This is a genomic window from Streptomyces sp. NBC_01264 (assembly GCF_026340675.1).
Taxonomy (GTDB): Bacteria; Actinomycetota; Actinomycetes; order Streptomycetales; family Streptomycetaceae; genus Streptomyces.
The window spans coordinates 1,476,841-1,502,827 of sequence record NZ_JAPEOX010000002.1 but is presented as its reverse complement, the minus strand read 5'-3'; the positions used below and the strand labels follow the sequence as shown (position 1 = coordinate 1,502,827).

At 72.9% G+C, this 25,987-nt stretch carries 27 protein-coding genes and 1 pseudogene; 12 read left to right on the top strand and 16 right to left on the bottom strand.

Annotation, left to right across the window (positions count from 1 at the left end; genetic code table 11):
• The first annotated feature begins 39 nt into the window (after positions 1 to 39).
• Positions 40 to 708, top strand: a complete 669-nt coding sequence (locus tag OG435_RS39825; protein WP_266884815.1) for a GOLPH3/VPS74 family protein — start codon at positions 40 to 42, stop codon at positions 706 to 708.
• A gap of 41 nt (positions 709 to 749) precedes the next feature.
• On the opposite strand, the gene OG435_RS39820 is transcribed toward OG435_RS39825, so the two are convergent.
• A complete protein-coding gene (locus OG435_RS39820) occupies positions 750 to 1,307 on the bottom strand; it encodes an NUDIX domain-containing protein (protein ID WP_266884813.1) in 558 nt (185 codons plus the stop codon).
• A gap of 355 nt (positions 1,308 to 1,662) precedes the next feature.
• Between OG435_RS39820 and OG435_RS39815 the strand changes: the two genes are divergently transcribed.
• Entirely contained in the window at positions 1,663 to 2,901 is a 1,239-nt protein-coding gene (locus tag OG435_RS39815) for an NAD(P)/FAD-dependent oxidoreductase (RefSeq protein WP_266884811.1), read from the top strand.
• A gap of 44 nt (positions 2,902 to 2,945) precedes the next feature.
• Here the strand turns inward: OG435_RS39815 and OG435_RS39810 are convergent, their stop codons facing one another.
• From OG435_RS39810 to OG435_RS39800, 3 genes are all read right to left on the bottom strand, one after another.
• A complete protein-coding gene (locus tag OG435_RS39810) occupies positions 2,946 to 3,545 on the bottom strand; it encodes a protein-disulfide reductase DsbD family protein (protein WP_266884808.1) in 600 nt (199 codons plus the stop codon).
• Positions 3,536 to 3,835, bottom strand: a complete 300-nt coding sequence (locus OG435_RS39805) for a thioredoxin family protein (RefSeq protein ID WP_266886495.1) — start codon at positions 3,833 to 3,835, stop codon at positions 3,536 to 3,538. The genes OG435_RS39810 and OG435_RS39805 overlap by 10 nt, the downstream gene beginning before the upstream one ends.
• Before the next feature lie 497 nt (positions 3,836 to 4,332).
• Complete coding sequence (locus tag OG435_RS39800; protein WP_266884806.1) at positions 4,333 to 5,403, bottom strand: ATP-dependent DNA ligase; 1,071 nt, start codon at positions 5,401 to 5,403, stop codon at positions 4,333 to 4,335.
• Between the two features lie 75 nt (positions 5,404 to 5,478).
• Between OG435_RS39800 and ligD the strand changes: the two genes are divergently transcribed.
• A complete protein-coding gene (gene ligD / locus OG435_RS39795) occupies positions 5,479 to 6,498 on the top strand; it encodes a non-homologous end-joining DNA ligase (protein ID WP_266884804.1) in 1,020 nt (339 codons plus the stop codon).
• 24 nt (positions 6,499 to 6,522) lie between these two features.
• Here ligD and OG435_RS39790 read toward each other — a convergent pair whose 3' ends face one another.
• Positions 6,523 to 8,004, bottom strand: a complete 1,482-nt coding sequence (locus tag OG435_RS39790) for a S41 family peptidase (protein ID WP_266884802.1) — start codon at positions 8,002 to 8,004, stop codon at positions 6,523 to 6,525.
• 344 nt (positions 8,005 to 8,348) lie between these two features.
• Here OG435_RS39790 and OG435_RS39785 point away from each other — a divergent pair, with 344 nt between their 5' ends.
• Both OG435_RS39785 and OG435_RS39780 read left to right on the top strand, forming a co-directional pair.
• Positions 8,349 to 9,239, top strand: coding sequence for an alpha/beta fold hydrolase (locus OG435_RS39785; RefSeq protein ID WP_266884800.1), 891 nt, complete (start codon positions 8,349 to 8,351; stop codon positions 9,237 to 9,239).
• Positions 9,236 to 10,336: pseudogene (locus OG435_RS39780) on the top strand (MFS transporter); the annotation flags it as partial. The gene OG435_RS39785 and the pseudogene OG435_RS39780, both read left to right, overlap by 4 nt.
• Positions 10,337 to 10,650: 314 nt before the next feature.
• Here the strand turns inward: OG435_RS39780 and OG435_RS39775 are convergent.
• On the bottom strand, positions 10,651 to 11,391 hold the full coding sequence (locus OG435_RS39775; protein WP_266884797.1) for a TetR/AcrR family transcriptional regulator: 741 nt from the start codon (positions 11,389 to 11,391) through the stop codon (positions 10,651 to 10,653).
• Between the two features lie 100 nt (positions 11,392 to 11,491).
• Between OG435_RS39775 and OG435_RS39770 the strand changes: the two genes are divergently transcribed.
• Positions 11,492 to 11,746 (top strand): WhiB family transcriptional regulator, encoded by a 255-nt coding sequence (locus tag OG435_RS39770; RefSeq protein WP_266884795.1) that lies wholly within the window; start codon positions 11,492 to 11,494, stop codon positions 11,744 to 11,746.
• A 9-nt stretch (positions 11,747 to 11,755) separates the two neighbouring features.
• Here the strand turns inward: OG435_RS39770 and OG435_RS39765 are convergent, their stop codons facing one another.
• The 6 genes from OG435_RS39765 to OG435_RS39740 form a co-directional block, all read right to left on the bottom strand.
• Positions 11,756 to 12,451, bottom strand: coding sequence for a hypothetical protein (locus tag OG435_RS39765; protein WP_266884793.1), 696 nt, complete (start codon positions 12,449 to 12,451; stop codon positions 11,756 to 11,758).
• A 23-nt stretch (positions 12,452 to 12,474) separates the two neighbouring features.
• Complete coding sequence (locus OG435_RS39760) at positions 12,475 to 13,665, bottom strand: putative T7SS-secreted protein (RefSeq protein ID WP_266884791.1); 1,191 nt, start codon at positions 13,663 to 13,665, stop codon at positions 12,475 to 12,477.
• Positions 13,658 to 13,969 carry a hypothetical protein gene (locus OG435_RS39755; RefSeq protein ID WP_266884789.1) on the bottom strand — a complete coding sequence of 104 codons (312 nt, stop codon included), beginning with the start codon at positions 13,967 to 13,969 and terminating at the stop codon, positions 13,658 to 13,660. The genes OG435_RS39760 and OG435_RS39755 overlap by 8 nt, the downstream gene beginning before the upstream one ends.
• A gap of 134 nt (positions 13,970 to 14,103) precedes the next feature.
• Positions 14,104 to 15,075 (bottom strand): acyl-ACP desaturase, encoded by a 972-nt coding sequence (locus OG435_RS39750; RefSeq protein WP_266884787.1) that lies wholly within the window; start codon positions 15,073 to 15,075, stop codon positions 14,104 to 14,106.
• A gap of 166 nt (positions 15,076 to 15,241) precedes the next feature.
• The gene (locus OG435_RS39745) at positions 15,242 to 15,481 is read right to left on the bottom strand and encodes a hypothetical protein (protein ID WP_323187999.1); all 240 of its coding nucleotides are present in this window, start codon (positions 15,479 to 15,481) and stop codon (positions 15,242 to 15,244) included.
• 67 nt (positions 15,482 to 15,548) lie between these two features.
• On the bottom strand, positions 15,549 to 16,400 hold the full coding sequence (locus OG435_RS39740; protein WP_266884785.1) for a helix-turn-helix domain-containing protein: 852 nt from the start codon (positions 16,398 to 16,400) through the stop codon (positions 15,549 to 15,551).
• Between the two features lie 211 nt (positions 16,401 to 16,611).
• On the opposite strand from OG435_RS39740, the gene OG435_RS39735 reads away from it, so the two are divergent.
• On the top strand, positions 16,612 to 17,079 hold the full coding sequence (locus tag OG435_RS39735; protein ID WP_266884783.1) for an ATP-binding protein: 468 nt from the start codon (positions 16,612 to 16,614) through the stop codon (positions 17,077 to 17,079).
• A 6-nt stretch (positions 17,080 to 17,085) separates the two neighbouring features.
• Here OG435_RS39735 and OG435_RS39730 read toward each other — a convergent pair whose 3' ends face one another.
• The 3 genes from OG435_RS39730 to OG435_RS39720 form a co-directional block, all read right to left on the bottom strand.
• Entirely contained in the window at positions 17,086 to 18,726 is a 1,641-nt protein-coding gene (locus OG435_RS39730) for an ABC-F family ATP-binding cassette domain-containing protein (RefSeq protein WP_266884781.1), read from the bottom strand.
• Positions 18,727 to 18,950: 224 nt separating this feature from the next.
• Complete coding sequence (locus tag OG435_RS39725; protein WP_266884779.1) at positions 18,951 to 19,367, bottom strand: SsgA family sporulation/cell division regulator; 417 nt, start codon at positions 19,365 to 19,367, stop codon at positions 18,951 to 18,953.
• 300 nt (positions 19,368 to 19,667) lie between these two features.
• Positions 19,668 to 19,967 carry a YciI family protein gene (locus OG435_RS39720; protein ID WP_266884777.1) on the bottom strand — a complete coding sequence of 100 codons (300 nt, stop codon included), beginning with the start codon at positions 19,965 to 19,967 and terminating at the stop codon, positions 19,668 to 19,670.
• A gap of 26 nt (positions 19,968 to 19,993) precedes the next feature.
• On the opposite strand from OG435_RS39720, the gene OG435_RS39715 reads away from it, so the two are divergent.
• On the top strand, positions 19,994 to 20,674 hold the full coding sequence (locus OG435_RS39715; RefSeq protein WP_266884775.1) for an endonuclease V: 681 nt from the start codon (positions 19,994 to 19,996) through the stop codon (positions 20,672 to 20,674).
• A gap of 29 nt (positions 20,675 to 20,703) precedes the next feature.
• Here OG435_RS39715 and OG435_RS39710 read toward each other — a convergent pair whose 3' ends face one another.
• Entirely contained in the window at positions 20,704 to 21,909 is a 1,206-nt protein-coding gene (locus tag OG435_RS39710; protein ID WP_266884774.1) for a saccharopine dehydrogenase family protein, read from the bottom strand.
• 151 nt (positions 21,910 to 22,060) lie between these two features.
• Here OG435_RS39710 and OG435_RS39705 point away from each other — a divergent pair, with 151 nt between their 5' ends.
• The 4 genes from OG435_RS39705 (at position 22,061) to OG435_RS39690 (ending at position 25,949) form a co-directional block, all read left to right on the top strand.
• Positions 22,061 to 22,498 (top strand): MmcQ/YjbR family DNA-binding protein, encoded by a 438-nt coding sequence (locus OG435_RS39705; protein ID WP_266884772.1) that lies wholly within the window; start codon positions 22,061 to 22,063, stop codon positions 22,496 to 22,498.
• Positions 22,499 to 22,602: 104 nt separating this feature from the next.
• Positions 22,603 to 23,769, top strand: coding sequence for a CaiB/BaiF CoA transferase family protein (locus OG435_RS39700; protein ID WP_266884770.1), 1,167 nt, complete (start codon positions 22,603 to 22,605; stop codon positions 23,767 to 23,769).
• Positions 23,769 to 24,794 carry an LLM class F420-dependent oxidoreductase gene (locus OG435_RS39695; RefSeq protein WP_266884767.1) on the top strand — a complete coding sequence of 342 codons (1,026 nt, stop codon included), beginning with the start codon at positions 23,769 to 23,771 and terminating at the stop codon, positions 24,792 to 24,794. The genes OG435_RS39700 and OG435_RS39695 overlap by 1 nt, the downstream gene beginning before the upstream one ends.
• A gap of 12 nt (positions 24,795 to 24,806) precedes the next feature.
• Positions 24,807 to 25,949: an acyl-CoA dehydrogenase family protein gene (locus tag OG435_RS39690; RefSeq protein ID WP_266884765.1), complete on the top strand. Its 1,143-nt coding sequence runs from the start codon at positions 24,807 to 24,809 to the stop codon at positions 25,947 to 25,949.
• The last annotated feature ends 38 nt before the right edge of the window (positions 25,950 to 25,987 follow it).

Sequence of the window (25,987 nt, the reverse complement as noted above, 5' to 3'; positions counted from 1 at the left end):
CTACGGGTTCTACGGGTTCTACGGGTGCGGGGGTGCCGGATGCGGATCACGCTGGCTGAAGAGATCATGCTGCTGTCGCTGGACGACGAGTCCGGCTCGGTCAAGCAGCGGCAGTCGGTGAACTGGGCCGTGGCGGGCGCCCTCCTGCTCGAACTGGTCCTCGCGGAGCGGGTCCGGGTCTCGGGCAAGTACCTGGAGCTGGTGGACACCTCGCCCACGGGAGAGGAACTGCTCGACGGCCGGATCGAGTCGATACGGGTCTGGATGCGCGGCCGGCCCAGGCGCCGGGTGACCGAATGGCTGACGAAGGACCAGGCCAAGGCCGTTGGCCCGGTCGTGGAGCGGCTGTGCGGGCGCGGGGTGGTCGTGGAGGAGCGGCGCAAGGCCCTCGGGGTGTTCCCGGTACGCCGCTATCCGGAGGCCGACGGTGAGGTCGAGCGCGAACTGCGCGAGCGGCTCGCCTCGGCGCTCCCCAAGGGCGCGGAGCCGGACGAGCGCACCGCGGGCCTCATCGCGGTGATCCACGCGGTCCGCCTGCACGGCCTGGCCTTCCCGGAAGTCCCGCGCAAGGAGGTGTCCGCGCGCACGGCGGAGATAGCCGACGGGCAGTGGGCGGCCGAGAGCATACGCACCGCACTGCGCGACATGCAGCTGGCGATGGTCGCCGTCACGGTGGCCACGACGACGGCGGCGGTGAGCGCGGTCTGAGAGCCGCTGCCGCGCCGGGACACCGGCGCGCGGGCGGGCCTTCAGCGCGGTCCCGGGCCGCCGGCCGGGTCCGGCGATGCGGTGGTCGGGTAGTCGTAGGACGGTACGGGGGGCAGCTGCGTCGCGAGGTCGGGCCGCCATGCGCGCAGGGCCGCCGCCGACGGGGCGTAGAGGGCCGCCGGGATCTCCGCCGGGGCGAACCAGGACCAGCGGGCGATCTTGTGGGGCTCGGTGACCGTGGCGGAGCCCTCGGCGGCCGAGGTGAAGGCCGCGGCCGTCAGCCGGGTCGGGCCGGAGCGGGCGCCGGAGTCGGAGTCGGAGTCGGAGTCGGTGCCGGAGCTGCCGGCCAGCATGATGGACACGATCCTGATCTCCTCGGGGGCGACCCGCAGTGCGGTCTCCTCGGCCAGTTCGCGGGCGGCGGCCTGCTCGAAGCCCTCCCCGGGGTCGACCTTGCCGCCGGGCAGTTCCCAGCGCCCGTCGTGCGCCTGGCCGAGCAGCACCCGGCCGTCGTGGCCGACCACGATCACGCCGACTCCGACGACGGCGTGCGGGCGGGGAACGGCGCGCTCGGTGGGTTCGCCGGCTTCTGCGCTCATGGGAGTCCTTCGGGTGGGTCGGTGTCACGGGGGCGGCCTGCGGAGCCGCCCCGCTGTGACCTTACGTCCCAGCCGGCCGCGCGGGTTTCGGCCAGGCGCCGCCCGCGCAGGCTTCTCGCGGTCCGATCGTCGTACGGCGCATCGGTTCGTCGACTCACCGGTCGACCCGCCCCATCGGTCCGACCGGTCCAAGGGGGTTCCATGGCACACGTGCTGGTCGTCGGCGGGGGCATAGGAGGGCTGGCCACCGCGCTGCTCGCGGCGCCACGGACACACGGCCGAGCTCTTCGAACGCGATCCGCGCGCCCCCGGCACAGCCCTCGACCGGGACTTCTTCGGCTGGCACCGGACCACGGTGCCCCAGGCGAACCAGCCGCACGTGCTGCTCGGCGCCGCACGGGGACTGCTGCGCGAGGAACTGCCGGACGTCCACGCCGAGATGCTCCGGCTCGGAGCCCGGGAGCGGCACGAGCTGGACTGGTTCGACGTACGCCCGCCCGCGCGGCCCGGCGACGAGGACCTGGTGATGCTCCAGGCGCGGCGCATCGTGCTGGAGAGCGCGCTCGCCACGGCGGTACGGGCCGAGCCGGGAGTGGTGGCGCGGTACGGGGAGCCGGTGAGCGGGCTGGTCGCGGCCGGGGCCGCTGCTTCCGGGATACGGGTGACGGGAGTGACCACGGAGGCGGGGACATACGGGGGAGACCTCGTCGTGGACGCGGGCGGCCGGCGCGGCGGTTCCGAACGGTGGCTGGCGGCGATCGGCTGCCGGCCGGGCGTCGTGGAGCGGCACCGCACGGGCCTGGCCTACTTCTGCCGCTGGTACCGGCTGCCCGAGGGCCGCGAGGAGGGGCCGCGGCGCCCCTGGGCGGTGACGGGCGGCAGCTTCGCCGGGTGCGCGGTCTTCCCGGCCGACAACCGGCTGTTCGCCGTGACGCTGTTCGTGCACACCGGGGACGCCACACGCTCCGCGCTGCGCGATCCGGCCGTGTTCGAGACCGCCGCGCGGACCTTCCCGCCCGGCGCGGCCTGGCTGGGACTGGGCGCCGAACCGCTGTCCGGGGTACTGGCCACGGCCGGCCTGGACAACCGCTGGAGCGCCCTGGCCGACGAGCGGGGGCCGGTGGTGAGCGGGTTCGTTCCGGTCGGAGACGCCGCCACCCACACCAACCCGACGCTCGGTCAGGGCACTTCGCTCACCCTGTGGGCCGCGCGCAGGGTGGCCCGTACGGCGCACCGGGACCCGGGGTCGGTGGGGTTCGCCGCCGATTACCACGCATGGACGGTACGCACCCTCAAACCGTGGTTCGACTTCCAGGTGGTCGCCGACGGGGCCGTCGGGGAGCGGTTCGCGACCCGCGCCGGGCGCGCGGGGACGGCCCGCGAGGTGGCGGCGCTGTTCGACTGCGCGCTGGAGGACCCGGAGGTGATGCGGGCACGCGCGAGGGTCCGCCACCTGGCCGACCCGCCGGAGCGGGCGTACGCGGACCCGGGGATCCGGGCGCGGGTGACGCGATGGCTGGAGGCGCACCCCGACTACACGCCGAACGCGGCCGGCCCGAGCCGCGCGGCGTGGGAGGAGCTGACGGCGCGCTGACGGCCGGGTCGGGCGGTTTCCTCAGCTCGCCGGGCCGGCCGGGCTCACCGGGCCGGCGCGTCGAGCGAGTCGAGAGAGCCGAGCGAGCCGAGCGAGTCGAGCGGGAGAATCACCTCGTGGTCGCGGACGGGGGGCAGGCAGCCGCCGGTCTCGCTGCAGGCCCCGTAGGTGAGGTGCACCCTCGCGCGGTCGGTACCTCCGAGCCGCCGGACCGGAAGCTCGAGGGTGACCGTCCCGTCCGCGTAGACCGGCAGCGCGACGTCCAGGCCGGCCGGACGCAGCATCCGCGGCTTCGCGTCGGTGGTCGCCTGTCCGGTGGCCCCCAGGCCGCCTTCGGCGCGGATCCGGGTCGGGATGCCGATCCCGTCGATCCCGTCGTTCGGAAGGTCGAGGCCGTGGAGGTGGAAACCCGTCTGCTCGGGCCGCAGTTCCGCGAGGATCCGCACGCTGCCTTCGCGGGACTCCGCCCGCACCCTGACGGCCACTCCGCCGGCGGTGAAGGGGGTGGCTTCCGCGGTCCTCACCCTTTCACCGGGGCCCGAGCACCCGGTGAGCAGGGCCGTGAGGGCGACGGCGAACGCGCGACCGGCCCGTGCGCGACCGGCCCGCGCGCGGCGGGTCCGGAGCGGGACGGCTACAGCCATCGCGTCAGGAACTTCTCGACCTGCGCCGCCGACATGCTGCGGGCGCTGGAGAACTCGCCCTGGTTCGTGGCCACCTTGATCCGGCCGGAGGCGGAGTCCAGGACGGCCAGCGCGGGTATGCCGCTCGTGTTCAGGTCGACGTAGCGCTCGGCCACGTCCAGATTGCGGTCGAACTCGCCAACGTTCACCTTCACCACGTGGTACTTGGCCAGCAGCGCGGAGGCTCCGGGCTGCTTGAACCGGGTGGTCAGGACGCGGCAGTCCAGACACCAGTCGGCGCCGAAGTCGATGAGCCCGGGCGGCCGTCCAGCTTCGCCGCCGCGAGCGCGGCCTCGATGTCGGCCCCGGCGTCCGCCTCGGGGTCGTAGTCGAGCGCGCCCTGTCCCGCGGCGGGCGCCTGCGAACTCCGCTGCGGTGCGGCCGGCTTAGAGGAGGGGGATGCCGACGCGGTGGCAGGAGCGGCCGGGCGCCGTCACCGGCTCCGGTGGACGTGCGGACCTCGCCGCCACAGCCGCTGAGCACCGCCACGGCGAGTACGGCCGGCACCAGTGCCGTGGGGAGCAGGGGACGTCTCATGCGCGTCCGCGTCGTTCTCACCTCGGTACCCGTGGCACGTGCGGGTGCTGCGGGTGGCCTCGGTCTTCTGCGGGTACCCGCAGGTGGGCCCGTAGTTTCGCACACGCCTGCCGGTGCTTCCCGGGGAGGGATCCCATGATCGGACCGGGCCCGGCGATCCCTGCCGGGATCACCGGATTCGATGCGGTTCGAGCCGGCCGTGCGGCGGACCTCAGGTCGCCTTCGCGCTCAGGACCTCGGCCAGGTCGTAGCCGACGACCTCCTCCAGCTGGGCGTACGTACAGCTCCCCGGCTCCCGGTCCGGCCGCATGCGGCGGAACTGCGCGGTGTGCCGGAACCGGTCGCCCTCCATGTGGTCGTACGCGACCTCGCAGACCCACTCCGGGCGCAGTGGCACCCAGGACAGGTCCTTCTTTCCGGTCCAGCGGCTCTGTGCTCCGGGCATTCGGGCGCTCTCGTGGGCGGATTCCTCGGCCCAGGCCGCCCACGGGTGGCCCTCGGGGCCGGGCATCCGGAGCGGTTCGAGCTCGTCGATCAGCTCGGCGCGGCGCTTCATCGGGAAGGCGGCGCAGACACCCACGTGCTGGAGCGCGCCGTGGGCGTCGTACAGGCCCAGGAGCAGCGATCCGACAATCGGACCGCTCTTGTGGAAACGGAAACCCGCGATCACGGCGTCGGCCGTACGCTCGTGCTTGATCTTGAACATGAGGCGGGCATCGGGCCGGTAGGGGAGATCGAGGGGTTTGGCGACGACCCCGTCGAGCCCGGCGCCCTCGAATCGTTCGAACCACTCCTGTGCGAGCGCGGGGTCGGTGGTCGCGGGCGCGAGGTGAACGGGGGGCCGAGCGGTGGAGAGTATGCGGGTCAGGGCGGCGCGGCGGTCCGCGAGCGGGGTGTCGAGGAGGGCCTCGTCGTCCAGCGCGAGCAGATCGAAGGCCACGAACGAGGCCGGGGTCGTCTCGGCGAGCCGTTTCACCCGGGAGGCGGCGGGATGGATCCGCTCGCTCAGCCGGTCGAAATCGAGCCGCCCGCCCTGGATGACGACGATCTCGCCGTCGACGACGCAGCGGTCGGGGAGATTGGCCTTCAGCGCCGTCACCAGCTCGGGAAAGTACCTGGTCAGGCTCTTGCCGGTGCGGCTGCCGAGCTCGATCTCGTCCCCGTCCCGGTGGACGATCGCGCGGAAGCCGTCCCACTTGGCCTCGTACTGCATGCCCGGCGGGATCGTGGACACGGATTTGGCGAGCATCGGCTTCACGGGTGGCATGACCGGCAGATCCATGTCTCCGATTCTGGGGCGCGGTGCCCGGGCCCGCTCGGTGTGCGGGGCCGCGCGGGTCGGCCTACCGTGGCGCACATGGGTGCAGCGGGCAAAGCGATCGAGCTGGAGGTGGGCGGCCGGACCGTCCGGCTGTCCAGCCCGGACAAGGTGTACTTCCCCGAGCGCGGCCTCACCAAGGGGGACGTCGCCGCCTACTACCTCGCGGTCGCGGACGGGATCACCCGCGCTCTGCGCAACCGGCCCACGACTCTGGAGCGGTTCCCGGACGGGGTGGAGGGGGAGTCCTTCTTCCAGAAGCGGGCCCCGAAGAACCTTCCCGACTGGATCCCCACCGCCCACATCGCCTTCCCGAGCGGACGCACCGCCGACGAGATCTGCCCGACCGAGCCGGCCGCCGTCCTGTGGGCCGCCAACCTGGGCTGCCTCACCTTCCACCCCTGGCCGGTCCGGCGGGAGGACACCGACCGTCCCGACGAGCTGCGCATCGACCTGGACCCGCAGCCGGGCACCGACTATCACCACGCGGTCGCTGTCGCCCACGAACTGCGCGCACTCCTGCAGGAGTTGGGCCTGCGCGGCTGGCCCAAGACCTCGGGCGGCCGCGGCCTGCACGTGTTCGTGCCGATCGCGCCGCGCTGGACCTTCACGGAGGTCCGCCGGTGTGCCATCGCGATCGGCCGGGACCTGGAGCGCCGGATGCCGGGGAAGGTCACCACCGCCTGGTGGAAGGAGGAGCGCGGCGAGCGGATCTTCGTCGACTACAACCAGACGGCGCGCGACCGCACCATCGCCTCGGCCTACTCCGTCCGTCCGCGCCCGCACGCCCCGGTCTCCGCACCGCTGCGCTGGGACGAGCTGGACACGGCGGAGCCGCGCGACTTCGACATCGTGACGATGCCGGCCCGCTTCGCGGAACTGGGCGATCTGCACGCGGACATGGACGAGCACGCCTTCGCGCTGGACGCCGCGCTGGAACTGGCGGACCGCCACGAGCACGACCACGGCCTCGGCGACATGCCGTACCCCCCGGACTACCCGAAGATGCCGGGCGAGCCCAAGCGGGTACAGCCGAGCCGCGCGAAGCACGAGGACTGATCGGCAAGATCCGAAAGAGACGGCCTAGGCGCGGGGGAGGCGGCGCAGGGCGGCGGCGAAGGCGGAGTCGCGGTGGGCGTCGAACTCCTCCTGGGTGAAGACCGGGGTGGTGACGTCGACCGGGATGCCCGGGCCGTCGAAGGTCTTCCCGGTGCGGGTCAGGAACTGCTCGTTGGGCAGGCCGAGTTCCCAGCCGTTGGGGAGGGAGCGGCCGAGGACGTCGGAGAAGACCCCCTGGGTCGGCTCGCCGATGCGTACGGTCCGGCCGGGGCGCTCCAGGAGGGCCTGGGTGAAGGTCTCGCCCGCGCTCACGGTGGAGCCGCCGGTCAGGACGGCGACCGGTCCGGTGTAGCGGGGGCCCCGCGCGGGCTGGACGTACAGGGGGTGCGGGCGGGTGAACCGGGTCGCGTCGGCGGGGTCGTTGCGCACGCGCTTGGCGTAGGCGAAGTACGGGCGGTCCGTGAGCCGGGCGGCCAGGCGCAGGCCGAGCTCGTCGGAGCCGCCGCCGTTGATGCGCAGGTCGATGACCAGGCCGCGCAGGCGGGCGGTGCGCTCGGCGGTGAAGACGCTCTCCAGGACGCGGTCGAGTTCGGCACTCTCGGAGGCGAAGTCACCGCTCCCGGTGTAGCCGCCGAAGCCGGAGAGGCGCAGGTAGCCGCGGCCGTCGGGCAGGTCGGCGTAGGAGATGCGTCCCTGGGCGAACTCCTGCGGGGCCCGTCCGCCGAGGGCCACCTCCTGGATGTACGCCTTGACGCGGGTTTCGAGTTCAAGGGTCGGCATCACGGTGCCCGGGCGTACCTCGCCGAAGAACCGGTCGGCGCCGTCGGAGAGGTGGACGTGCGCGTCGTGCAGCGGGGCGAGTATCTCCTCGAAGACGGCGAAGAGTTCGTCCTCGGTGGTGCCGGCGTGCACGCGGGGGCGGTGGCTCGCGCGGACCGCGTTCCAGTCGACGCCCTTGGCGGCGAAGAAGGGGTAGTTCTCCGCGAAGGTCTGCCAGAACACGTCGAAGGTGGCGACCGGGTCCGCGGCGGGGCCGGGCTCTTGGGCCTCGCGGCACCGCTCGGGCAGGGAGGTGAGGCGGCGGGTCGCACGGTCGCCGACCGAGCCGTCGACGCGCACCGATCCGGGGCGCACGGTGAGCACCTCGCCGTCCTCGGTGGCGTAGCGGAAGGCCGCGGAGCTCCCGCCGCCCGGTAGCCGCCGCGCGCTCGCCCCGGGCAGGCAGCTGATCCCGGTGACCTGGTACTCCTGGAGCCGTCCGGACTCCGCGCGGAGCACGGTGCCGTAGCCGTCGAGCTGCCAGATCCCGACCGGTCCGACCGGCGTGACCGGCCCGGCGGGTGGGCGGCCCGCGGTGGTGGTGGCGGCCGCGGCGGGGCCGGCGGTGGTGACCACGAGGGCGAGGAGCACCGCCGCCGCGGCCGCGCGCCGGCGCGCGCCCGTACGTGTGAGTGTGCGTATGCGTGTGCGTATGCGTGTGCGTGTGCGTGTGCGTGTGCCGGTCATCGTGTTGTCCCCGTTCGCCGCCGAAGCCCTTGACCCGTCACAGGATCCGGGGTGGCCGGGGGACGGGGACATCCGGCGGCCCACCCGACCAGAGGTGGGGCTACCCCCCGATCCGGTCGGCCGGAGTCGGTCGGGTCATCAAAGTCCCTGATGGCGAAGGCAGTTCACCCGGTGCGTGGATCGACGTCGACTACTTTCGGTGGCGAGGGCGGCCGCGCGGGAAGAGGGTTCGCATGATCCCTCCATAACAACACGAACGATCGTGCTAATATTTCTTCACTACCTTGACCCGCCAGCGCCGTCTGGCCACTCTGAGGAGATCCGGAGAACCGGGCATGCACCCCATGGCTTCACTCCTGAGCACGACCCTCAACATCACCGCCCGGGTCGCCCCGGGCCCGGTCGGGCGGGTGGCGTTCGCGCTGTTCGTACGGCCCCTCGGCCGGCCGAAGGTGAAGCCGGGCGAAGCGGAGGTCATGGCCCGGGCCGTGACCGGGCGGCTCGTCGTGGACGGGATACCCGTGACCACGTACCGCTGGGGCGACGGCGGCCGGCCGGTCCTCGTCGTGCACGGCTGGACCTCGCGCGCCTCGCGCTTCGCCGGGTTCGTCGAGGCGCTGCTGGCGGAGGGGCGCAGCGTGGTCTCCTTCGACGCACCCGGCCACGGCGCGTCCGGCGGCCGGGCCACCACCATCCGCCGCCAGCGCGAGATCATCCGCCGACTGCACGCGCAGTACGGGGATTTCTCGGCCGTCCTGGCCCACTCCTTCGGAGTGGTGTCCACCTTCTTCGCACTGCGGGACGGGATCCGGGCCGACCGGATCGCCGGTATCGGGGCCATCGCCGATTTCGACTTCCTGGCCGAACGGTTCCGCGCGATGCTGGGCGTGAACCAGGCCGTCGAGGACGCCATGCGGCGCCACGTCCAACGCCGGCTCTTCCCGGCCGAGCCCGGCATCTGGCCCCGCTTCGACGCGTGCCGCAACCCCGGGGAGATCCCCTCGGAGATCCTGCTCGTGCACGACGCGGACGATGACACCGCCGCCCCCGGCCAGTCCCGCGCCCTCGCGGCGGCCTACGGGCAGCGGGCCCGCCTGATCGAGACGAGCGGACTCGGCCACCGCCGCATCCTCCTCGACCCCGAAGCCATCGCGACCACCGTCGAGTTCCTGAGCGGGGCCCCCTCCCATGCCCGTGCGGCGAGCCCGGCCGGCACCGCGGGAGCCACCCGATGACCTCCACGCGCCCCGAGCCGACCGCGCCCGCGTCCGCTCCCGTCTCCGCTCCCGTCTCCGCTCCCGAATCCGGGGGCGGGCGGGTGCTCGCGCTGGCCAGCGCCGTCACCTTCCTCGCCTTCCTCGCCTTCCTCGACGCCACCGTCGTCAACGTCGCCTTCCCCGACCTGCGCCGGGCCTTCCCCGAGGTGCCGACGGCCCGACTGACCTGGGTCGTCAGCGCCTACGCCGTACTGTTCGCCGCCCTGCTCGCCGCGGCCGGCCGGCTCGCGGACACCCTCGGCCGCCGGACCCTCTTCCTCGGCTCGACCCTCGCCTTCACCCTGACCTCGCTCGCCGCCAGCGCGGCCCCCACCGCCGACCTGCTCATCGTGGCCCGAGCCCTCCAGGGAGCGGCCGCCGCCGGGATGATCCCCGCCGCGCTGGGCCTCGTACTCGCCCACGCCCCGCCCGCCCGCCGGGCCGCGGCCCTCGGCGCCTGGTCGGCGGCGGGCGGACTGGCCGCGGCCGTCGGCCCCAGCATCGGCGGACTGCTCGTCGAGTGGTGGAACTGGCGCGCGATCTTCCTCGTCAACGTCCCGCTCGGCCTGGCCGTCGGCTGGGCCGCCGCCCGGATCGTCCCCCGGGAGCCGCGCGCCGGACGCCGGCTCCCCGACCCCGTCGGTACGGCGGCCCTCGCCGTCGGCATCGCGGGAGTGGTGGCCGGGCTCTCCCAGGGCGCCGAGTGGGGCTGGACCGACCCGAAGGTGCTCGCCCTGGTCATCGGCGGCGCCCTGGCGGGCACCCTCGCGCTGCGCCGCTCGCGCAGCCATCCCGCCCCGGCCGTCGACCGGGACCTGTGGCGCGACCCGCTGTTCGCCCGCGCCAACATCGGCGCGCTGCTCTTCGGCGTCGCCATGTACGCCTGGCTGCTGACGGGCCCCTCCTACCTCGTCGAGCGCTGGGACTACTCGGTCCTGCAAGCCGGCTTCGGCGTCACACCGGGCGCCGTCCTCGCCATGGCCGGTGCGCTCTTCGTCGGCCGCCGGGTGCCCGCCCGCCTTCAAGGGGCCGCCGTCACCGTCGGATCGCTGTTCTTCGCCGCCAACGGGCTGGCTGCTGCTGTGGGGCTGGGCCGGGGAGTCCACCTCGTACGCCCAGGTCTTCCTGCCCGCCGCGCTCCTCGGCGGTCTCGGCATCGGAGTCGTACTGACCGCGCTCTCGACGACGGCCTCGGCCGGACTCCCGCCGCAGCGCTTCGCGGCCGGTACCGGCCTGTTGATGACGGCCCGCCAGCTCGGCGGGGCGCTCGGAGTCGCCGGTACGGCGGCCCTGCTCACCGGGGGCGGATCGGGCGACCACTGGCGCGGGATCTTCCTGCTGATCACGCTCTCCGCGCTCGCCGCGGCGGCCGTGGGCGCCTCGATACCGCTCAGCGGCCGGTCGCGGCCGGAGCGGTCGCGGCCGGCAGGCTGACGGACGGGGCGTCGTCGGCAGAGAAGCCGACGACCGGGAACGCCAGTACGGGCGGCCGCTCCGGGAGTTCCTCCGGGGCGGCCGTCGCCGCGCGCAGCCGGGCGAGGATGCCCCGCGCGGCCCGGTCGTAGGCCTTGGTCTCCTGGTGCAGCACGGAGTGCGCGTTGGCCAGCTCCATCATCGCGATGATCTCGAAGGCGAGCTGCTCGACGGCCTCGACGTCGGCCGCGGCCGACTCGCGGAACCCGCCCGCCAGTCGTGCCTCGTCGAGCAGCCGCTCGATGTACCGCGTCCAGTCGCCGTTGACCTTGGCGATCTCGTCGTGGACGGGCCCGGGGCGCGAGTCGAACTCGGCGGCGGCGGAGTAGAAGAAGCAGCCGCCGGGGAAGACCCGGCGCCCGGAGTATTCGATCCAGCTCTCGCACAGCCGCCACACCTTGGCGAGTCCGGCGGGCTCGTCCCGTACGCGCCGTACGACCTGCTCGACGAAGACGGCCCGGGCGGCCTGCACGGTGGCGAGCTGCAGCTCCTCCTTCGACCCGAAGAGGGCGAACACGCCGCTCTTGCTCAGCCCCAGATCCGTGGCGATCTTCCCCAGGGACAGCCCTTCCAGACCGTCCACCGAGGCGATGCTCATCGTCCGTTCCAGGACCGTCCGCCGCGTCTGGTTCCCGCGCTCCACGCGTCCGTCTGCCATGCGGCCATGGTACCGAAGTCATCGCACGCACGGTCGTTCACTCTGTGCTGTTGATCAGGCGTTGATCGGACGTCCATCGCCGCCGGACAGGCTCTGCGGCATGTCGATGAACACCACCGATACCGATACCGCCACCGCCACCCCGGCCTGGTACGAGCTCGCCCTCTGCGCCCAGACGGGCCCGGGCTTCTTCTTCCCGGAGCCCGGATCCTCGCTGCGCGACGCGAAGAGGCTCTGCGGGGCCTGCGAGGGCCGCAAGCCTTGCCTGGACTACGCGCTGACCAACGACGAACGCTTCGGCGTCTGGGGCGGCCTGTCCGAATCCGAGCGTCAGGCCCTGCGCCGCCGGCCCTGACCGGCCGCGTCAGCCCAGCAGTTCCAGGATCCGAGAGATCCCGCCGCCCGGCGGCCCGGGCGGCCGGGGGCTCGGATCGGCGAAGACGATCGTGTGCGCGACCGCCTCCAGGATGGCGGTGTACGCATCGGCGTGCTCGGTGGCCGCGCTGGTGAGGTCGAGCAGGAGCAGGTGGCGTCCCCCGGGATGCGCGGTGACGGCCCTGGCCTGGAACAGCCCCCGGCCGGTGCCCGGCACGGGGAGGACCCCGCAGACGAGGGCACACGGGAGGCCCGACGCCAGGTCGACGAACCTGCGCGTCGAGCCGCTCCCGGGGGCGGACCGGGCGAGGGCCAGGGCCGCCCGTGCCACGGCGGCCCCGGCTCCGGCGTCCTCGGCGGGCCGGACGGAGAGGGAGAACAGCGAGGTGGAGACGGCCTCCGGGCCCTCGGGGTGGAGACCGACCGCGCTGTGCAGCAGGTGCAGGCCGGGCTGGGCGGCGAGTTCGTCGAGGCAGTCCATCAGCCGGGCGAGCTGCGACCCCGCACCGGCTCCGGCAGCCGCACCCGCGGCGGGACCTTCACCGAAGCCGCCCGAGCCACCCGCAGCCCCCAAGGCCCCCAGGGCTCCGGCGATCTCCTCCAGGGCGTCCCGGTCGGCGGGGCCGATGTCGTGGAAACCGGGAGGCAGCCGGAACCAGACGGGCGGAACGGGCTGGTTCGTCACGGCTGTCATTGCTGTCTGGGCAGTCACGGCTGCACCAGCGTCCACAGCCGGGCCGTCTTCGCGGCCGTGGACGGGCCGTCCTCCACGACGAGACGGGTACCGTCCACCGCCGTGGAGCCGCGGTCCACGGACTCGTCGTCACCGGTGTAGTCGGCGGCGGCCGTGACCGCTCCGGTGGTGGCCACGCCTACCGCCACCCGCTCCCTGACCTCGGGCGTGGACGACCGCAGCGCCCAGGCGGAGAGCGGGCTGTCCACCTTCCGCAGCTCGTCCGCCGTGTTCCACGTCGTGCGGGCGAAGGCCCCCGCGCCCGGCGAGACCCCCGCCAAGGCCCCGGCTTCCGGGACCGCCATGGCCGCGCGGGCCGCGACCGTACCGGCCCTCGCGCCCGTGGCGACCGCGGCCACGCCGGGAACGGCGCCCAGGCCGTCGCCGAGCAGGGTCACGCCGTTCTTCCAGAACGCGGCATCGAACTTGCCCCGGGCGAACCCCTCGGTCAGCGGCTTGCGGAAGCCGGGGTCCGCGAGGTGCGCGGTCAGGGCGGCCAGCGAGAGCCCGCCCGCGACCAGCATGACGGCCATCCCGGCCGGCGGGAAGAAGAGGGCGACGGCCGCGCCGGCGGCTCCGAGGATGGCCGCGGCGTTCGAGAGGGCGTCCGCGGGATCGTTGACGATCTTGTTCCAGACGGACTCCAGCATCCCGGGCTCCTTCGGCGCCAGCCGCTCCGCCGTGGCGGCGAGGGCGTGCGCCACCCGGCGGGCCGCCGCCGAGTGCTCCGAGGCCAGTTCGTGGGCCTGGCGGCGGACGTCGGTGAGGCCCTCCTCGGTGGTGGCCGCGGCGGCCCGGGACGCGTAGCGGTCGGCCAGGATGCGGTGGGAGGCCAGCGTGTCGTGCCAGCCGCTCAGCCGCTTCGCCGCCTCCGCCAGGGAGGTGTGGGCCGCGTGCAGGTGGCGGGGCAGCTCCCGGGACAGCGAGGCGCGGAAGGCGGTGGCGGCCTCGCCCTGCCAGGACGAGCTGTGGGAGACCAGGGCGTCGACGACGCGGGAGGTCTCCCCGAGGCAGTCCGCCGAGGCGCGGAGCTTCTTCGCCAGGGCCCGTACGGCGTCCGGGTTCCCCGGAGCCGGGTCGAAGCCGAGCGCGCCGTGATCGAGCGCGGTGTGACCGGCGGAGGGGGAGCCGGCCGAGGGGGAGCCGGTCGCGGGGGAGTCAGCCACGGGTGGACGCCGCCTGCCGGAAGGCCGCGCGGATGGCCTCGTCGAGTTCCGCGTACTCGGCGGCGCTGCGGCGCACGCCCTCGCGCACGGTCTTGATCCGCCCGCCGAGCTCCTTGGTGCCGTGGCCCCATCTCTTCTGGAAGCCGTCGCACGCCGCGTCGAGGTCCGCCGTGCCCAGCTGGTCGGCCCGTACGTGGTCCAGCTCGCGCCGGGCTTCGCGCAGGGCGGCGAGCGAGGTGTCCAGCGCTTTGGTGAGGCGGGCCAGCTGGTCGATCTCGACCTGGAGCGGCGTCATGGCGGTCATGACGCGAAACCCTGGCAGAGCGGGGCTCTGCCAGGGCAATCGTCGTCACCCGCCCGAGGGAGCGGAAACCGGTCAGGTCGGCGGGCGCGGCGCGGTCGGCCGGTGCGATCGGGCGGCGGGTTCAGCCGGTGCGATCAGGCCTTGCGGGCCGCGATGCGCGCGGCGCGGGCGGCGAGCCGCTCGTCGAACTTGCGGGCCTCGGAGTCCAGGCCGCTCATGAAGAGGCCGAGCTCCTCCTGGGCCTTCTGCCCGTCGGGGCCGAGGCCGTCGATCTCCATGATCTTCAGGAAGCGGATCACGGGGCTCAGCACGTCGTCGTGGTGGATCCGCAGGTTGTAGACCCCGCCGATCGCCATCTGCGCGGCCATCCGCTCGAAGCCGGGCATCCCGTGTCCGGGCATCCGGAAGTCGACCACGACGTCCCGCACGGCCTTCATCGTCAGGTCCGGGGCGAGCTCGAAGGCCGCGCCCAGCAGGTTGCGGTAGAAGACCATGTGCAGGTTCTCGTCCTGCGCGATGCGGGCCAGCATGCGGTCGCAGACCGGGTCACCGGACTGGTGGCCGGTGTTGCGGTGCGAGATGCGGGTCGCGAGCTCCTGGAAGGCCACGTACGCCACGGAGTGGAGCATCGAGTGGCGGTTGTCGGACTCGAACCCCTCCGACATGTGCTGCATCCGGAATGCTTCGAGCTTGTCCGGGTCCACGGCGCGCGAGGCCAGCAGGTAGTCGCGCATCACGATGCCGTGGCGGCCCTCCTCGGCGGTCCAGCGGTGCACCCAGGTGCCCCAGGCGCCGTTGCGGCCGAAAAGGGAGGCGATCTCGTGGTGGTAGCTGGGGAGGTTGTCCTCCGTCAGCAGGTTCACGACGAGCGCGATCTTGCCGATCTCGGTCACCTTGGACTGCTGCGGGTCCCAGGCTTCGCCGTCCTCGAAGAAGCCGGGGAAGTTCCGGCCGTCGCTCCACGGGACGTACTCGTGCGGCATCCAGTCCTTGGTGACCTTCAGATGGCGGTTGAGCTCCTTCTCGACCACCTCTTCCAGCGCGAACAGCAGCTTGGCGTCCGTCCACGCCTCCGAGCTGCCGAGGTGGGGAGAGGTGATCGTCACGGGTACTCCTGAGTGCAAAGAGACTTACCTACGGTTCCGTAGCCTACGGAGTCGTAGGTTAAGCGTGACATCAAGACCAGCCAAGCCCCAGAGGGACTTCTGTCTGGTTACATCCCGTTATCTGTGCAGATTGGGGGGGGTGTTTGGTGGCTTGAAGGGACTAAAGTCATGCCAGAAGGTGGTCCGCGGCGCCCGCCTTGACGGCCGAGATCAGCGCACGGAGCGCGTCGATCGAGTCGGTGACATACGCGCCGGACCCGGTGGTTCCAATGTACGCCTGCCCACCGGCGTCCCGCCCGAAGCGGAAACAGTTGGCCCCCTCGCTGCAGAACGCCTCGTCCCAGGCGATGCCCGCCGTCGCCGACGGGTCCGCCGGGGTGGTCGTGGTCGTGGTGGTCGTGCCCATGTCGTTCTCTCGTCTCCTCGTCGGATCCGGTCGGGTGGTCAGCCGGCCGGTCGGCCGGTCGGCCCGGTCAGAGGGTCTGTGCGATGGCGCGGACGAAATCGCGGGACTCGCGGGCCGGCAGCGCCAGGGAGCGCAGCCGCTCCAGCAGGCCCCGGTAGCGGAGCAGCTTCATCTGCGAATCCAGCAACATCGAACCGTGCGAACTGTCCAGCTGAACGGTGTCCAGCTCGCTGATCGTGGCGGCCGCGTACGTGAAGGACTGGCCGGCTCCGGGGAACCCGCCGGCGGAGAACGGAATCACGCGCACGGTCGTACGCGCCCGCTCCGACTGCTCCAGTACGTGTTCGAGCTGCGCCCGCGCCACCTTCGGGCCGCCGAACTGCATGCGCAGCGCCGCCTCGTGCACGACCGCCTCGTACAACGGCGGTGTCTCGCGCGCGAACACCTGCTGGCGGTGCATCCGCAGGGCGAGCCGGGCCTGCAGGTCGGGCTCGGGCAGCGGCGGGTCGGCCGTGTCGAAGACCGCCCGCGCGTGCGCCTCGGTCTGCAGCAGTCCGGGTATGTGCGTGGTCACGGCGGTGTGCAACGCGACGGAGTGGTGCTCCAGTTCGCAGATGTCCAGGAGCGCGGGCGGCAGCATTCCCCGGTGCTGCTCCCACCACCCCTTCTCGCGCTCCTGGGCCATGGAGGCGAGCAGGTCGACCAGCCCCGGGTCGGGGCAGTCGTAGTTGAAGGAGAGGGTGCGGACACGCTCGGCGCCGATCGCGATCCGGCCGGATTCGATGTTGGGGATCCTGGTGCGGTCCACCCCCATGAGCGCCGCTGCCTGCTGCACCGACATGCCCGACTGCTCGCGGAGTTTGCGCAGCTCGGAGCCCAGGCGCTGCTGGCGCGCGGTCGGCGTACTCCTCGGTGGCACGGGTCCCCCCTCCTCCGGCGGGGCATGCGGGAGCGCCCTCACGAGTCCGGAAATGGCATGAGAAATCATCAAGTCGTCGTACAAGTAGTAGCACTGTGCACCACGTTGCGCTACGGTCGGTAGCGCAAGCCTCACACGGGGCGACCTCCAGCTCTTGTATGACCACACGGCGATCAGCGCATTCAGCACCTCAGAACCTTGGAGCAGCACGATGACGGGCACTCTCCGTGGCCTGCGGTCGGTTCACGAGTTCCGGCAGGCCCCGCCAGGGGCGGAGAAACTGAGCTATTCCATAGGTCTGCCGGGCGGCGCCCACTGTGCGGGCAGGGCCCGGGGCGCCCTGCGCTCCCTGCTCGACCGGCACGGACTGCCCGACCTGTGCGACAACGCGGCCCTGGCCGCGTCCGAACTCGTGGCCTGCGCCTACCGGTTCACGCCCGACAAGGAAATGGTGCTCAAGGTCCGCTGGCAGTTCGACGCGCTGCGGATCGTCGTCTTCGACCAGCACCCCGCGCACTCCTCGCCCGAGGCGAGCGAGGAGTGCCGGAGGCGGCGCAGCCGCGGGATGTGGCTGCTGTCGGCCGTGGTCGAGGCCTGCGGCGGGGACTGGGGACTCACCCCGGTGCTCACCCCGATGGGCGGCACCAAGTCCTGGGCGTTACTGCCCCTGCCGCGTTAGCGCGGGTCACCCGCGCCACAGCGACCGGTGGACCTCCTCGGCCGTCGTCGGCCGCAGACCGTCGTCGAGCAGCAGCCACCGCGTGATGCCGATCGCCTCCAGGAACGGCACGTCGTGGCTCGCGACCACGAGCGCCCCTTCGTAGGAATCCAGGGCGTCGGTCAACTGCCGTACGGATCCCAGGTCCAGATTGTTCGTCGGCTCGTCCAGCATGAGCAGCTGCGGGGCCGGCTCCGCGAGCAGCAGTGCCGCCAGCGTCGCCCGGAATCGTTCGCCGCCCGACAGCGTGCCCGCCGGCCGGTCCGCCCGCGCACCCCGGAACAGGAAGTGCGCGAGCCGCGCCCGGATCAGGTTGTTCGTCGCGTGCGGGGCGAACCGCGCCACGTTCTCCACGACCGAGCGGTCGTCGTCCAGTACGTCGAGCCGCTGCGGCAGGAAACGGACCGGGACATGGGTCACCGACTCGCCCGACAGCGAGGCCAGTTGGCCCGCGATCGTGCGCAGCAGGGTGGTCTTGCCCGAGCCGTTGGCCCCCACCAGTGCGACCCGCTCCGGACCGCGCAGCTCCCACTCGCCCGGGATCGCGGAGCCGTGCACCGGGTGCAAACCGCTCAGGGTGAGCACGCGGCGGCCCGGCGGGACCTGGGTGGCGGGCAGTTTGATCCGGATCTCGGCGTCGTCGCGCACCGCCAGCTCCGCCTGGTCGAGGCGTTCCTCCGCCTCCGCCAGCTTCTCGGTGTGCATGATGCGGTGCTTGCCCGCCGACTCCTGCGCCGCGCGCTTGCGGGCGCCCATGACGATCTTCGGCTCGCGCTTGGTGTCGTACATCTTCTGGCCGTACCGCTTGCGCCGGGCCAGCTTCGCGTGCGCCTGCGCCAGTTCGCGCTTCTGCCGCTGTACGTCGCCCTCCGCGACCCGGACCATCCGCTCGGCCGCCTCCTGCTCGGCCGCGAGCATCTCCTCGTAGTCCGTGAAGTTGCCGCCGTACCAGCGGATTTCACCGTCGTGAAGGTCCGCGATCTGGTCGACCCGGTCCAGCAGCTCCCGGTCGTGGCTGACCAGGAGCATCACCCCGGACCAGGATTCGACGGCCGCGTACAGTCGGCGCCGGGCCCTGAGGTCGAGGTTGTTGGTGGGCTCGTCCAGCAGCAGGACGTCCGGACGGCTCAGCAGCAGAGCGGCCAGCCGGAGCAGTACGCACTCCCCGCCCGACAGTTCGCCGGTGGTGCGGTCCAGTCCGATGCGGCCGAGCCCGAGCTGGTCGAGCGTGGCCAGGGCCCGCTCCTCCACGTCCCAGTCGTCGCCGACCGCGGTGAAGTTGGCCTCGGTCGCCTCGCCCGCCTCGATGGCGTGCAGGGCGGCCCGGGCGGTGTGCACGCCGAGCGCCTCGTCCACCCGCAGGGTGGTGTCGAAGGTGACGGTCTGCGGAAGCTGTCCGACGGTGCCGGCGACGGCCAACTGCCCCTCGCCCGGCGCCAGTTCCCCGGCGATCAGCTTCAGCAGGGTGGACTTCCCGCAGCCGTTGCGCCCGATCAGGCCGGTGCGGCCGGGGCCCACGGAGAGTTGGAACCCGTCGAAGACGGGCGTTCCGTCCGGCCAGTCGAAGGACAGGTCGGAGCAGGTGATGAAGGTGGGAGCAGGACTCATGGAGGCCTCCAGGTTGCGTGAGTGGTGAGTGCAACGCGGGGGAGACACAGCGGACCGCGGCAGAAGGCGGTGGGTCGGTGTCTCGGACCTCAGAGGAACAATGTCCTGCTCCGTTTCGACGGCGATGGGGCGTCTACGAAGCTACGGCGCGGCGGAAGCCGTCGGCAAACGAATTAACCGTGGCCCCGGAGCATGGCCCCGGAGCGTGCTCCCGGAGCACGGCCTCAGCAGGAGCCGCGCATCAGCTCGTCGAGGCTCTGGTCCATGTCGAGGTACAGGTGCTCCAGGCCGGGCGGCACGATCGTCGAGGCCCGCTCCAGGAACCGGTGCAGCTCGGCCGTCACCATCAGCACGATCGCGACCCCCTCGGGGGCGTGGAACTCCACGGTGGTCCGGTCGGCGTCGTACGGGCGCACGCGCACGTCCCCGCAGCCGGACGGGCGGTCCAGCCCGCACTCCAGCAGCTCGCGCGAGAAGGTCCACGAGACCTCGATGCCCTCCAGCGTGGCGGGCGCGGGGAAGGCCATCCGGACGGCGAAGGGATCGGACCGGTCGTAGCAGAGCGTGACGGGTACGGTGTCGACCTTCGGCGCGGTGGCGATCAGTCGGGCCTGCACGGCCTGCTCGATGACAGTGATCAAGGCTCGCTCCCTTGCGGCGGATCTCGTGCCGGACCGCGGGGTGGGGGTCCGGCAACGGGATAGACGCGTGGGGCGGCGAATCCGTGCACGCCAACCGGAGTGAGCTGTGTCACCGATTGGCCTGAACACGCCTGTGTGATCGCACAGGGTGACGGGTGGCGCCGGGATCCAGGACCTGTCGGCGGGCCCCGGAGGAGTTCCATTAAGGCCGGTTCCCGCTCACTCCACAGGCCCAAAGCAGGCTCCGGATCACCCGTCCGGCAGCATCCGGCGCCCTGCCGGGCCGCGGCAGGACACCCCCTAGAGCTCCGGGTTCTCCCGCACCGTCGCCAGGTCCGACGAGGTCTTCGTCGCCATGAACTCGGTGATGCGGTAAGTGCAGACGCCCGCCACCGCGAAGGGGTCCCCGGCCGCGATCCTCTCGATCTCCCGGCGGGAGACGCCACCGGCCAGGATCATGCCCCCGTCCCGCGGGACCTTGCGGCCCGAGGCGAGGAAGATGCCGGCCGCGTAGTAACCGTCCAGCCAGGCGATGTGCGCGTCCATCACTTCTTCGACGGCTTCGACGGGCGCGGTGTAGGTGAGCTCCATGACGAACATGATCGCCAGGCTACTCTCGCACCACTATGACGAGTGCGAAGACTCCCGCCGACGAGGCCGAGGCCAAGGCGATACAGGACGAGCTGCGCGGCCGCGTCGTCCTGACCGAAACCGGACCCCCGCCCGGAGAAGGGCTGATCGCCGGGGTGGACGTGGCCTACGACGACGAGCGCGACCTGGTGGCCGCCGCCGCCGTCGTCCTCGACGCCGCCACCCTGCGCGTCGTGGAGGAGGTCACCTCCGTCGGCCGCGTCAGCTTCCCCTACGTACCCGGACTGCTCGCCTTCCGCGAGCTGCCGACCGTGCTCGCCGCGCTGGAGGCGCTGACGGTCACGCCCGGCCTGGTCGTCTGCGACGGCTACGGGCTGGCCCACCCGCGCCGCTTCGGGCTCGCCTGCCACCTCGGGGTGGTCACCGGGCTGCCCGCCATCGGCGTCGCGAAGAACCCGTTCACCTTCACCTACGGGGAACCGGGCGCCCGGCGCGGGGACCTCTCCCCGCTCCGCGCACCCGACGGCGAGGTCGTCGGGCGGGCGCTGCGCACGCAGGACGGGATCAAGCCCGTGTACGTGTCGGTGGGCCACCGGGTGTCCCTGGACAACGCCTGCGCGCACGCCCTGGCACTGAGCCCCCGCTTCCGGATCCCGGAGACCACCCGGCACGCCGACTCCCTGTGCCGGCGGGCCCTGCGCGAAGCCACCGCGTAGAGCGGGCCGCCGGCGTCGCCGCCGGCGCCTCAGTCGGAGGCCGCCACCCGGAAACGGATGCCCGCGTGTCGGAGCCGGTCCAGCAGGGCGTCGCCCATCGCCACGGCGGTGGTCAGCTGGCCGGAGCGCTCGGGCAGGGCGTCGTAGGCGAGGCAGAGCGCGGACTCCGCCAGCATCTTCGCCGTCTCCCCGTACCCCGGGTCGCCGCCCGAGACCTCGGTGAACACCCGGCGGCCGCCGCCCTCGCCCACGAACCGCACGCTGAACCAGCTCCGCGCCCGCCGCTCCGCGTCCGGGCCCTGGCCCGGCTCCCAGCGGTCCGCGAGCCACTGGCGCACCGGCGGGATCTGCGCGAGGGCGGCCACCCCGCCGACCGCCGCCGTACCGCCCACCGCGACGGGCAGGTGCCGTACGGAGGCGTAGTGCCGGTAGCGGAAGTCCGGGCCGTACCGCTCCAGGGCCGCCGCGGACCGGGCCACGACCTGGACGTCCAGGACCGGCATGGGCAGCGCCCAGGTGCCGGTCTCCCGGCTGAAGCGCGGCGCGCCCACGGGCACCCGTACCCGCCGGCCCAGCAGCCGGGGCTCGTGCATCCGGCGGGCGCGGGCGGCGGCCAGGTTCTGCCGCCCGCGGCCCAGCGCGGTCAGCACCGTGGTGAAGGTGCCGCCCGAGAACAGGGCGTTGGAGCGCACGAACGCGTCCACGGTCAGCGGGACCCCGGCCGGCAGCTGGGCGACCGTGAAGTACGCCCCGAGGTCGGCCGGAACGGAGTCGAAGCCGCAGGCGTGCACGATGCGGGCGCCGCTCTCGCGGGCCCGGGCGTCGTGCTCGACGTACATCCGGTCCACGAACTCCGGCTCGCCGGTCAGGTCCAGGTAGTCGGTGCCGGCCGCGGCGCAGGCGGCCACCAGCGGGGCCCCGTACCAGACGTACGGCCCCACGGTCGTGGCCAGCACCCGGGTGGAGGCGGCCAGTTCGCGCGTCGCCGCGGCGTCCTGGGCGTCGGCGCGCAGCAGCGGCAGGTCCGCGCAGCGCGGGTCGAGGGCGGTCAGCCGCTCGCGCAGCCGCTCCAGCTTCGCGAGGTCGCGCCCCGCGAGGGCCCAGCGGCAGTCCGCGGGGGCGTGCGCCGCGAGGTACTCGGCGGTCAGCGCCCCCACGAACCCGGTCGCGCCGAAGAGCACGAGGTCGTACTCCCGTTCCGCGGTGCGCGGTTCGTGCCGGCCAGCTGCGTTCATCGGGAGCCTCCCAGTCGGTGTCGGTGGTCGCTGAGGCTAGCGGGTGTCCGTCCCGCGGCCGTGTCGGGGGCCCGTTCCTGCTGCCCGATCCGAAGGTGACGACCTAGCGTGGAGAGGAAGGGTCCGTGCGATCGGGCGCGGCCCGCGGTGAGTGGAGGTTCGCGTGAAGGCTGGGGTGCGCAGGTGGGAGGCGGTCCGGGAGTTCGCCCTCGGATTGCCGCAGGCGCGGGAGGAGTTCCCGTGGGGTCCCGAGGACTGTGTGGTGAAGGTCAACAAGAAGATCTTCCTCTTCCTCGGGAACGCCGACGGCCCGTCGCCCGGGATCTCCGTGAAGCTCAAGGACGAGGCGCTGCACGGTCATGCCATGACCGCGCCCGGCGCGGAGCCGACCGGATACGGGCTGGGGAAGGCCGGCTGGGTCTCGGTGCCGCTGGGGGAGAAGGCGGCGCCCTCCACCGAGGTGCTGTGCGAATGGGTGGAGGAGAGCTACCGGACCGTCGCGCTCCAGCGGGACCTCAAGGAGCTGGACGCGCGGGCCACCGGACCGGGCGCCGGACCCGGCCCCGCGGGAAACGCGCCAACCGGCTAAGCGCTTGCTCTTGTGCTCAGTGGAACAGGTTCCTAGCATCACTGGTGTTACATCAGTTGTGTCACACAGTGGCGGCAGTGGTGCCACCGGATGCTGGGGGCTCGATGGCAGTGACAGGGAACGCGGCGGGGACGTCGGCCGGAAGCGGCGGGGGCCCGCTCGCGGGCGTGCGCGTCGTCGAGCTGGCCGGCATCGGGCCGGGCCCGTTCGCCGCCATGCTCCTCGCCGACCTGGGCGCCGACGTGGTGCGGGTGGACCGGCCCGGCGGTGGCGGGCTGGCCGTGAACCCGGCCTACGACATCACCAACCGCAACAAGCGCTCCGTCCTCGTCGACCTGAAGTCCGCCGACGGCCCGGCCCGCGTGCTGGACCTGGTCGAGCGTGCCGACGTGCTCGTCGAGGGCTTCCGCCCCGGGGTCGCCGAACGGCTCGGCGTGGGACCGGCCGACTGCCACGCCCGCAATCCCCGGCTCGTCTACGGCCGGATGACCGGCTGGGGCCAGGACGGCCCGCTCGCCCACACCGCCGGGCACGACATCGCGTACATCGCGGTCACCGGCGCCCTCGGCATGATCGGCAACCCGGGCGAACCCCCGGCCGTCCCCGCCAACCTGGTCGGCGACTACGCGGGCGGCTCGCTCTACCTCGTCATCGGCGTCCTCGCCGCCCTCCAGCACGCCCGCACCCCCGGTGGCACCGGCCAGGTCGTCGACGCGGCCATCGTCGACGGGACCGCCCACCTCACTGCCATGATCCACGGGATGATGGCGGCCGGCGGCTGGCAGGACCGGCGCGGGGCCAACCTCCTCGACGGCGGCTGCCCCTTCTACGGCAGCTACGAGACCTCCGACGGCGGGTACATGGCCGTCGGCGCGCTGGAGCAGCAGTTCTACGACACCTTCGTCGAGCTCCTCGGCATCAAGGACCAGGCCCCCGCCCGCAAGGACCTGGCCCGCTGGGGCGAGCTCCGCGAGGCCGTCGCCGTGCGCTTCAAGTCCCGTACCCGCGAGGAGTGGACGGCCGTCTTCGCGGGCACCGACGCCTGCGTGGCGCCCGTGCTCTCGCTGCGCGAGGCCCCGCACCATCCGCACCTGGCCGCCCGCGGGACCTTCGTGGAGGCCGCCGGCATCACCCAGCCGGCCCCCGCGCCCCGCTTCTCCGCGACCCCGGCCACCGTCGTCGGCGGACCCGCGCTGCCGGGCGCGCACACGGAGTCGGTGGCGGCCGACTGGGGCGTACCGGGGCTCCTGGACAAGGAGTCCGACGCCTGATGGAACTCTCGATGATGCTCGACTACTCCGCGGATCCGCGCCGCGCCGCCGACGCGGCGGCCGAGCTGGAGGCGGCCGGGCTCGACGCGGTGTGGGTGGCCGAGGCCTGGGGCTTCGACGCCCCGACGATCATGGGGTACCTGGCTGCCCGGACCGAGCGGATGAAGATCGGCTCGGCCATCCTCAACGTCTACTCGCGCACCCCCGCCCTCATCGCCCAGACCGCGGCCGGCCTGGACGCGATGTCCGGCGGCCGGGCGATGCTCGGCCTCGGGGCGTCGGGCCCGCAGGTGGTCGAGGGCTGGCACGGGAAGCCGTACGACAAGCCGATCGGCCGGACCCGCGAGACGGTCGAGCTGTGCCGCCGGATCTGGCGCCGCGAGACCATCGACCACCACGGCATCACCGACATGCCGCTCCCGCCCGGGAAGGGCGGCCGGCACGGCAAGCCGCTGAAGATGCTGACCCGGCCGGTCCGCGCGGACATCCCCGTCTACGTGGCCTCGCTGGGACCGGCCAACGTGAGGATGACGGCGGAGATCGCCGACGGCTGGCTCCCCACCCTCTTCGTGCCGGAGAAGGCCGACGCGGTGTGGGGCGGCCCGCTCGCCGAGGGCGGGGCCCGGCGCGCGCCCGAGCTCGGCCCGCTCCAGGTCGTCGCGGGCGGACTGCTCGCCATCGGCGAGGACGCGGCGGCGCTGCGCGATCTCGCGCGGCCGCAGATCGCCCTGTACGTCGGCGGTATGGGCGCGGTCGGCAAGAACTTCTACAACGACCTGGCCGTCGCCTACGGGTACGGGGAGGCGGCCCGCACGATCCAGGAGCTCTACCTCTCCGGGCGCAAGCGCGACGCCGCCGCCGCCGTACCGGACGAGCTGTGCGAACTCACCACGCTGTGCGGGCCCGAGGGTTACGTGCGCGAGCGCGTCGAGGCCTTCCGGGAAGCCGGGGTGACCATGCTCAACGTCACCCCCGTGGGACCCGATCCGGCCCGGCTCGTCGACACCGTCAAGAACTGGCTCTAGGAGGCCCTCACCATGAAACGCCAGCTCTTCGATGCCGACCACGAGGCGTTCCGCGAGACCGTCCGCACCTTCCTCACCAAGGAGGTGCTGCCGCACTACGAGCAGTGGGAGAAGGACGGGATCGTCAGCCGCGAGGCCTGGCGGGCCGCCGGCCGGCAGGGGCTGCTGGGCCTGGCCGTCCCGGAGGAGTACGGGGGCGGCGGGAACACCGACTTCCGGTACGCGGCGGTGATCGCCGAGGAGTTCACCCGGGCGGGCGCCGCCGGGCTCGCGATCGGCCTGCACAACGACATCATCGGGCCGTACCTGACCTCGCTGGCCACCGAGGAGCAGAAGCGCCGCTGGCTGCCGGGCTTCTGCTCCGGCGAGATCATCACCGCCATCGCGATGACCGAGCCGGGCGCGGGCTCCGACCTCCAGGGCATCCGGACCACCGCCGAGGACGCGGGCGATCACTGGGTGCTCAACGGCTCCAAGACCTTCATCTCCAACGGCATCCTCGCCGACCTGGTGATCGTCGTCGCGAAGACCACCCCCGAGGGCGGGGCCCACGGGATGTCCCTGCTGGTCGTGGAGCGCGGCACGGAGGGCTTCGAGCGCGGCCGCAACCTCGACAAGATCGGCCAGAAGGCCCAGGACACCGCCGAGCTGTTCTTCAACGACGTGCGCGTCCCCAAGGAGAACCTGCTCGGCGAGCTGAACGGCGCCTTCGTCCACCTGATGACCAACCTCGCGCAGGAGCGGATGGGCATCGCGATGGCCGGCATCGCCGCCGCCGAGTACCTGCTGGAGATCACCACGCAGTACGTGAAGGAGCGCGAGGCCTTCGGGCGGCCGCTCTCCAAGCTCCAGCACATCCGGTTCGAGATCGCGGAGATGGCCACCGAGTGCGCGGTCACCCGTACCTTCCTGGACCGCTGCATCACCGACCACTCCAACGGGGAACTGGACCACGTCCACGCCTCGATGGCGAAGTGGTGGGCCACCGAACTCCAGAAGCGGGTCGCCGACCGCTGCCTGCAACTGCACGGCGGATACGGATACATGACCGAATACCGGGTCGCGCGGGCCTTCACCGACGGCCGCATCCAGACCATCTACGGCGGCACGACCGAGATCATGAAGGAGATCATCGGCCGTTCCCTGCTGGGCTGACCCCTCAAGACCTCCCACCGTCTCCGCACCCCCGAAAG

What these genes read in the sequence shown, in the direction of transcription:
- OG435_RS39825 (WP_266884815.1), top strand. Translation starts at nt 40, where the DNA reads ATGCGGATCACGCTGGCTGAAGAGATCATGCTGCTGTCGCTGGACGAC.
- OG435_RS39820 (WP_266884813.1), bottom strand. Translation starts at nt 1,307, where the DNA reads ATGAGCGCAGAAGCCGGCGAACCCACCGAGCGCGCCGTTCCCCGCCCG.
- OG435_RS39810 (WP_266884808.1), bottom strand. Translation starts at nt 3,545, where the DNA reads ATGGCTGTAGCCGTCCCGCTCCGGACCCGCCGCGCGCGGGCCGGTCGC.
- OG435_RS39800 (WP_266884806.1), bottom strand. Translation starts at nt 5,403, where the DNA reads ATGGATCTGCCGGTCATGCCACCCGTGAAGCCGATGCTCGCCAAATCC.
- ligD (WP_266884804.1), top strand. Translation starts at nt 5,479, where the DNA reads ATGGGTGCAGCGGGCAAAGCGATCGAGCTGGAGGTGGGCGGCCGGACC.
- OG435_RS39790 (WP_266884802.1), bottom strand. Translation starts at nt 8,004, where the DNA reads ATGACCGGCACACGCACACGCACACGCACACGCATACGCACACGCATA.
- OG435_RS39785 (WP_266884800.1), top strand. Translation starts at nt 8,349, where the DNA reads ATGGCTTCACTCCTGAGCACGACCCTCAACATCACCGCCCGGGTCGCC.
- OG435_RS39775 (WP_266884797.1), bottom strand. Translation starts at nt 11,391, where the DNA reads ATGGCAGACGGACGCGTGGAGCGCGGGAACCAGACGCGGCGGACGGTC.
- OG435_RS39770 (WP_266884795.1), top strand. Translation starts at nt 11,492, where the DNA reads ATGTCGATGAACACCACCGATACCGATACCGCCACCGCCACCCCGGCC.
- OG435_RS39755 (WP_266884789.1), bottom strand. Translation starts at nt 13,969, where the DNA reads ATGACCGCCATGACGCCGCTCCAGGTCGAGATCGACCAGCTGGCCCGC.
- OG435_RS39745 (WP_323187999.1), bottom strand. Translation starts at nt 15,481, where the DNA reads ATGGGCACGACCACCACGACCACGACCACCCCGGCGGACCCGTCGGCG.
- OG435_RS39735 (WP_266884783.1), top strand. Translation starts at nt 16,612, where the DNA reads ATGACGGGCACTCTCCGTGGCCTGCGGTCGGTTCACGAGTTCCGGCAG.
- OG435_RS39730 (WP_266884781.1), bottom strand. Translation starts at nt 18,726, where the DNA reads ATGAGTCCTGCTCCCACCTTCATCACCTGCTCCGACCTGTCCTTCGAC.
- OG435_RS39720 (WP_266884777.1), bottom strand. Translation starts at nt 19,967, where the DNA reads ATGTTCGTCATGGAGCTCACCTACACCGCGCCCGTCGAAGCCGTCGAA.
- OG435_RS39715 (WP_266884775.1), top strand. Translation starts at nt 19,994, where the DNA reads ATGACGAGTGCGAAGACTCCCGCCGACGAGGCCGAGGCCAAGGCGATA.
- OG435_RS39710 (WP_266884774.1), bottom strand. Translation starts at nt 21,909, where the DNA reads ATGAACGCAGCTGGCCGGCACGAACCGCGCACCGCGGAACGGGAGTAC.
- OG435_RS39700 (WP_266884770.1), top strand. Translation starts at nt 22,603, where the DNA reads ATGGCAGTGACAGGGAACGCGGCGGGGACGTCGGCCGGAAGCGGCGGG.
- OG435_RS39695 (WP_266884767.1), top strand. Translation starts at nt 23,769, where the DNA reads ATGGAACTCTCGATGATGCTCGACTACTCCGCGGATCCGCGCCGCGCC.
- OG435_RS39690 (WP_266884765.1), top strand. Translation starts at nt 24,807, where the DNA reads ATGAAACGCCAGCTCTTCGATGCCGACCACGAGGCGTTCCGCGAGACC.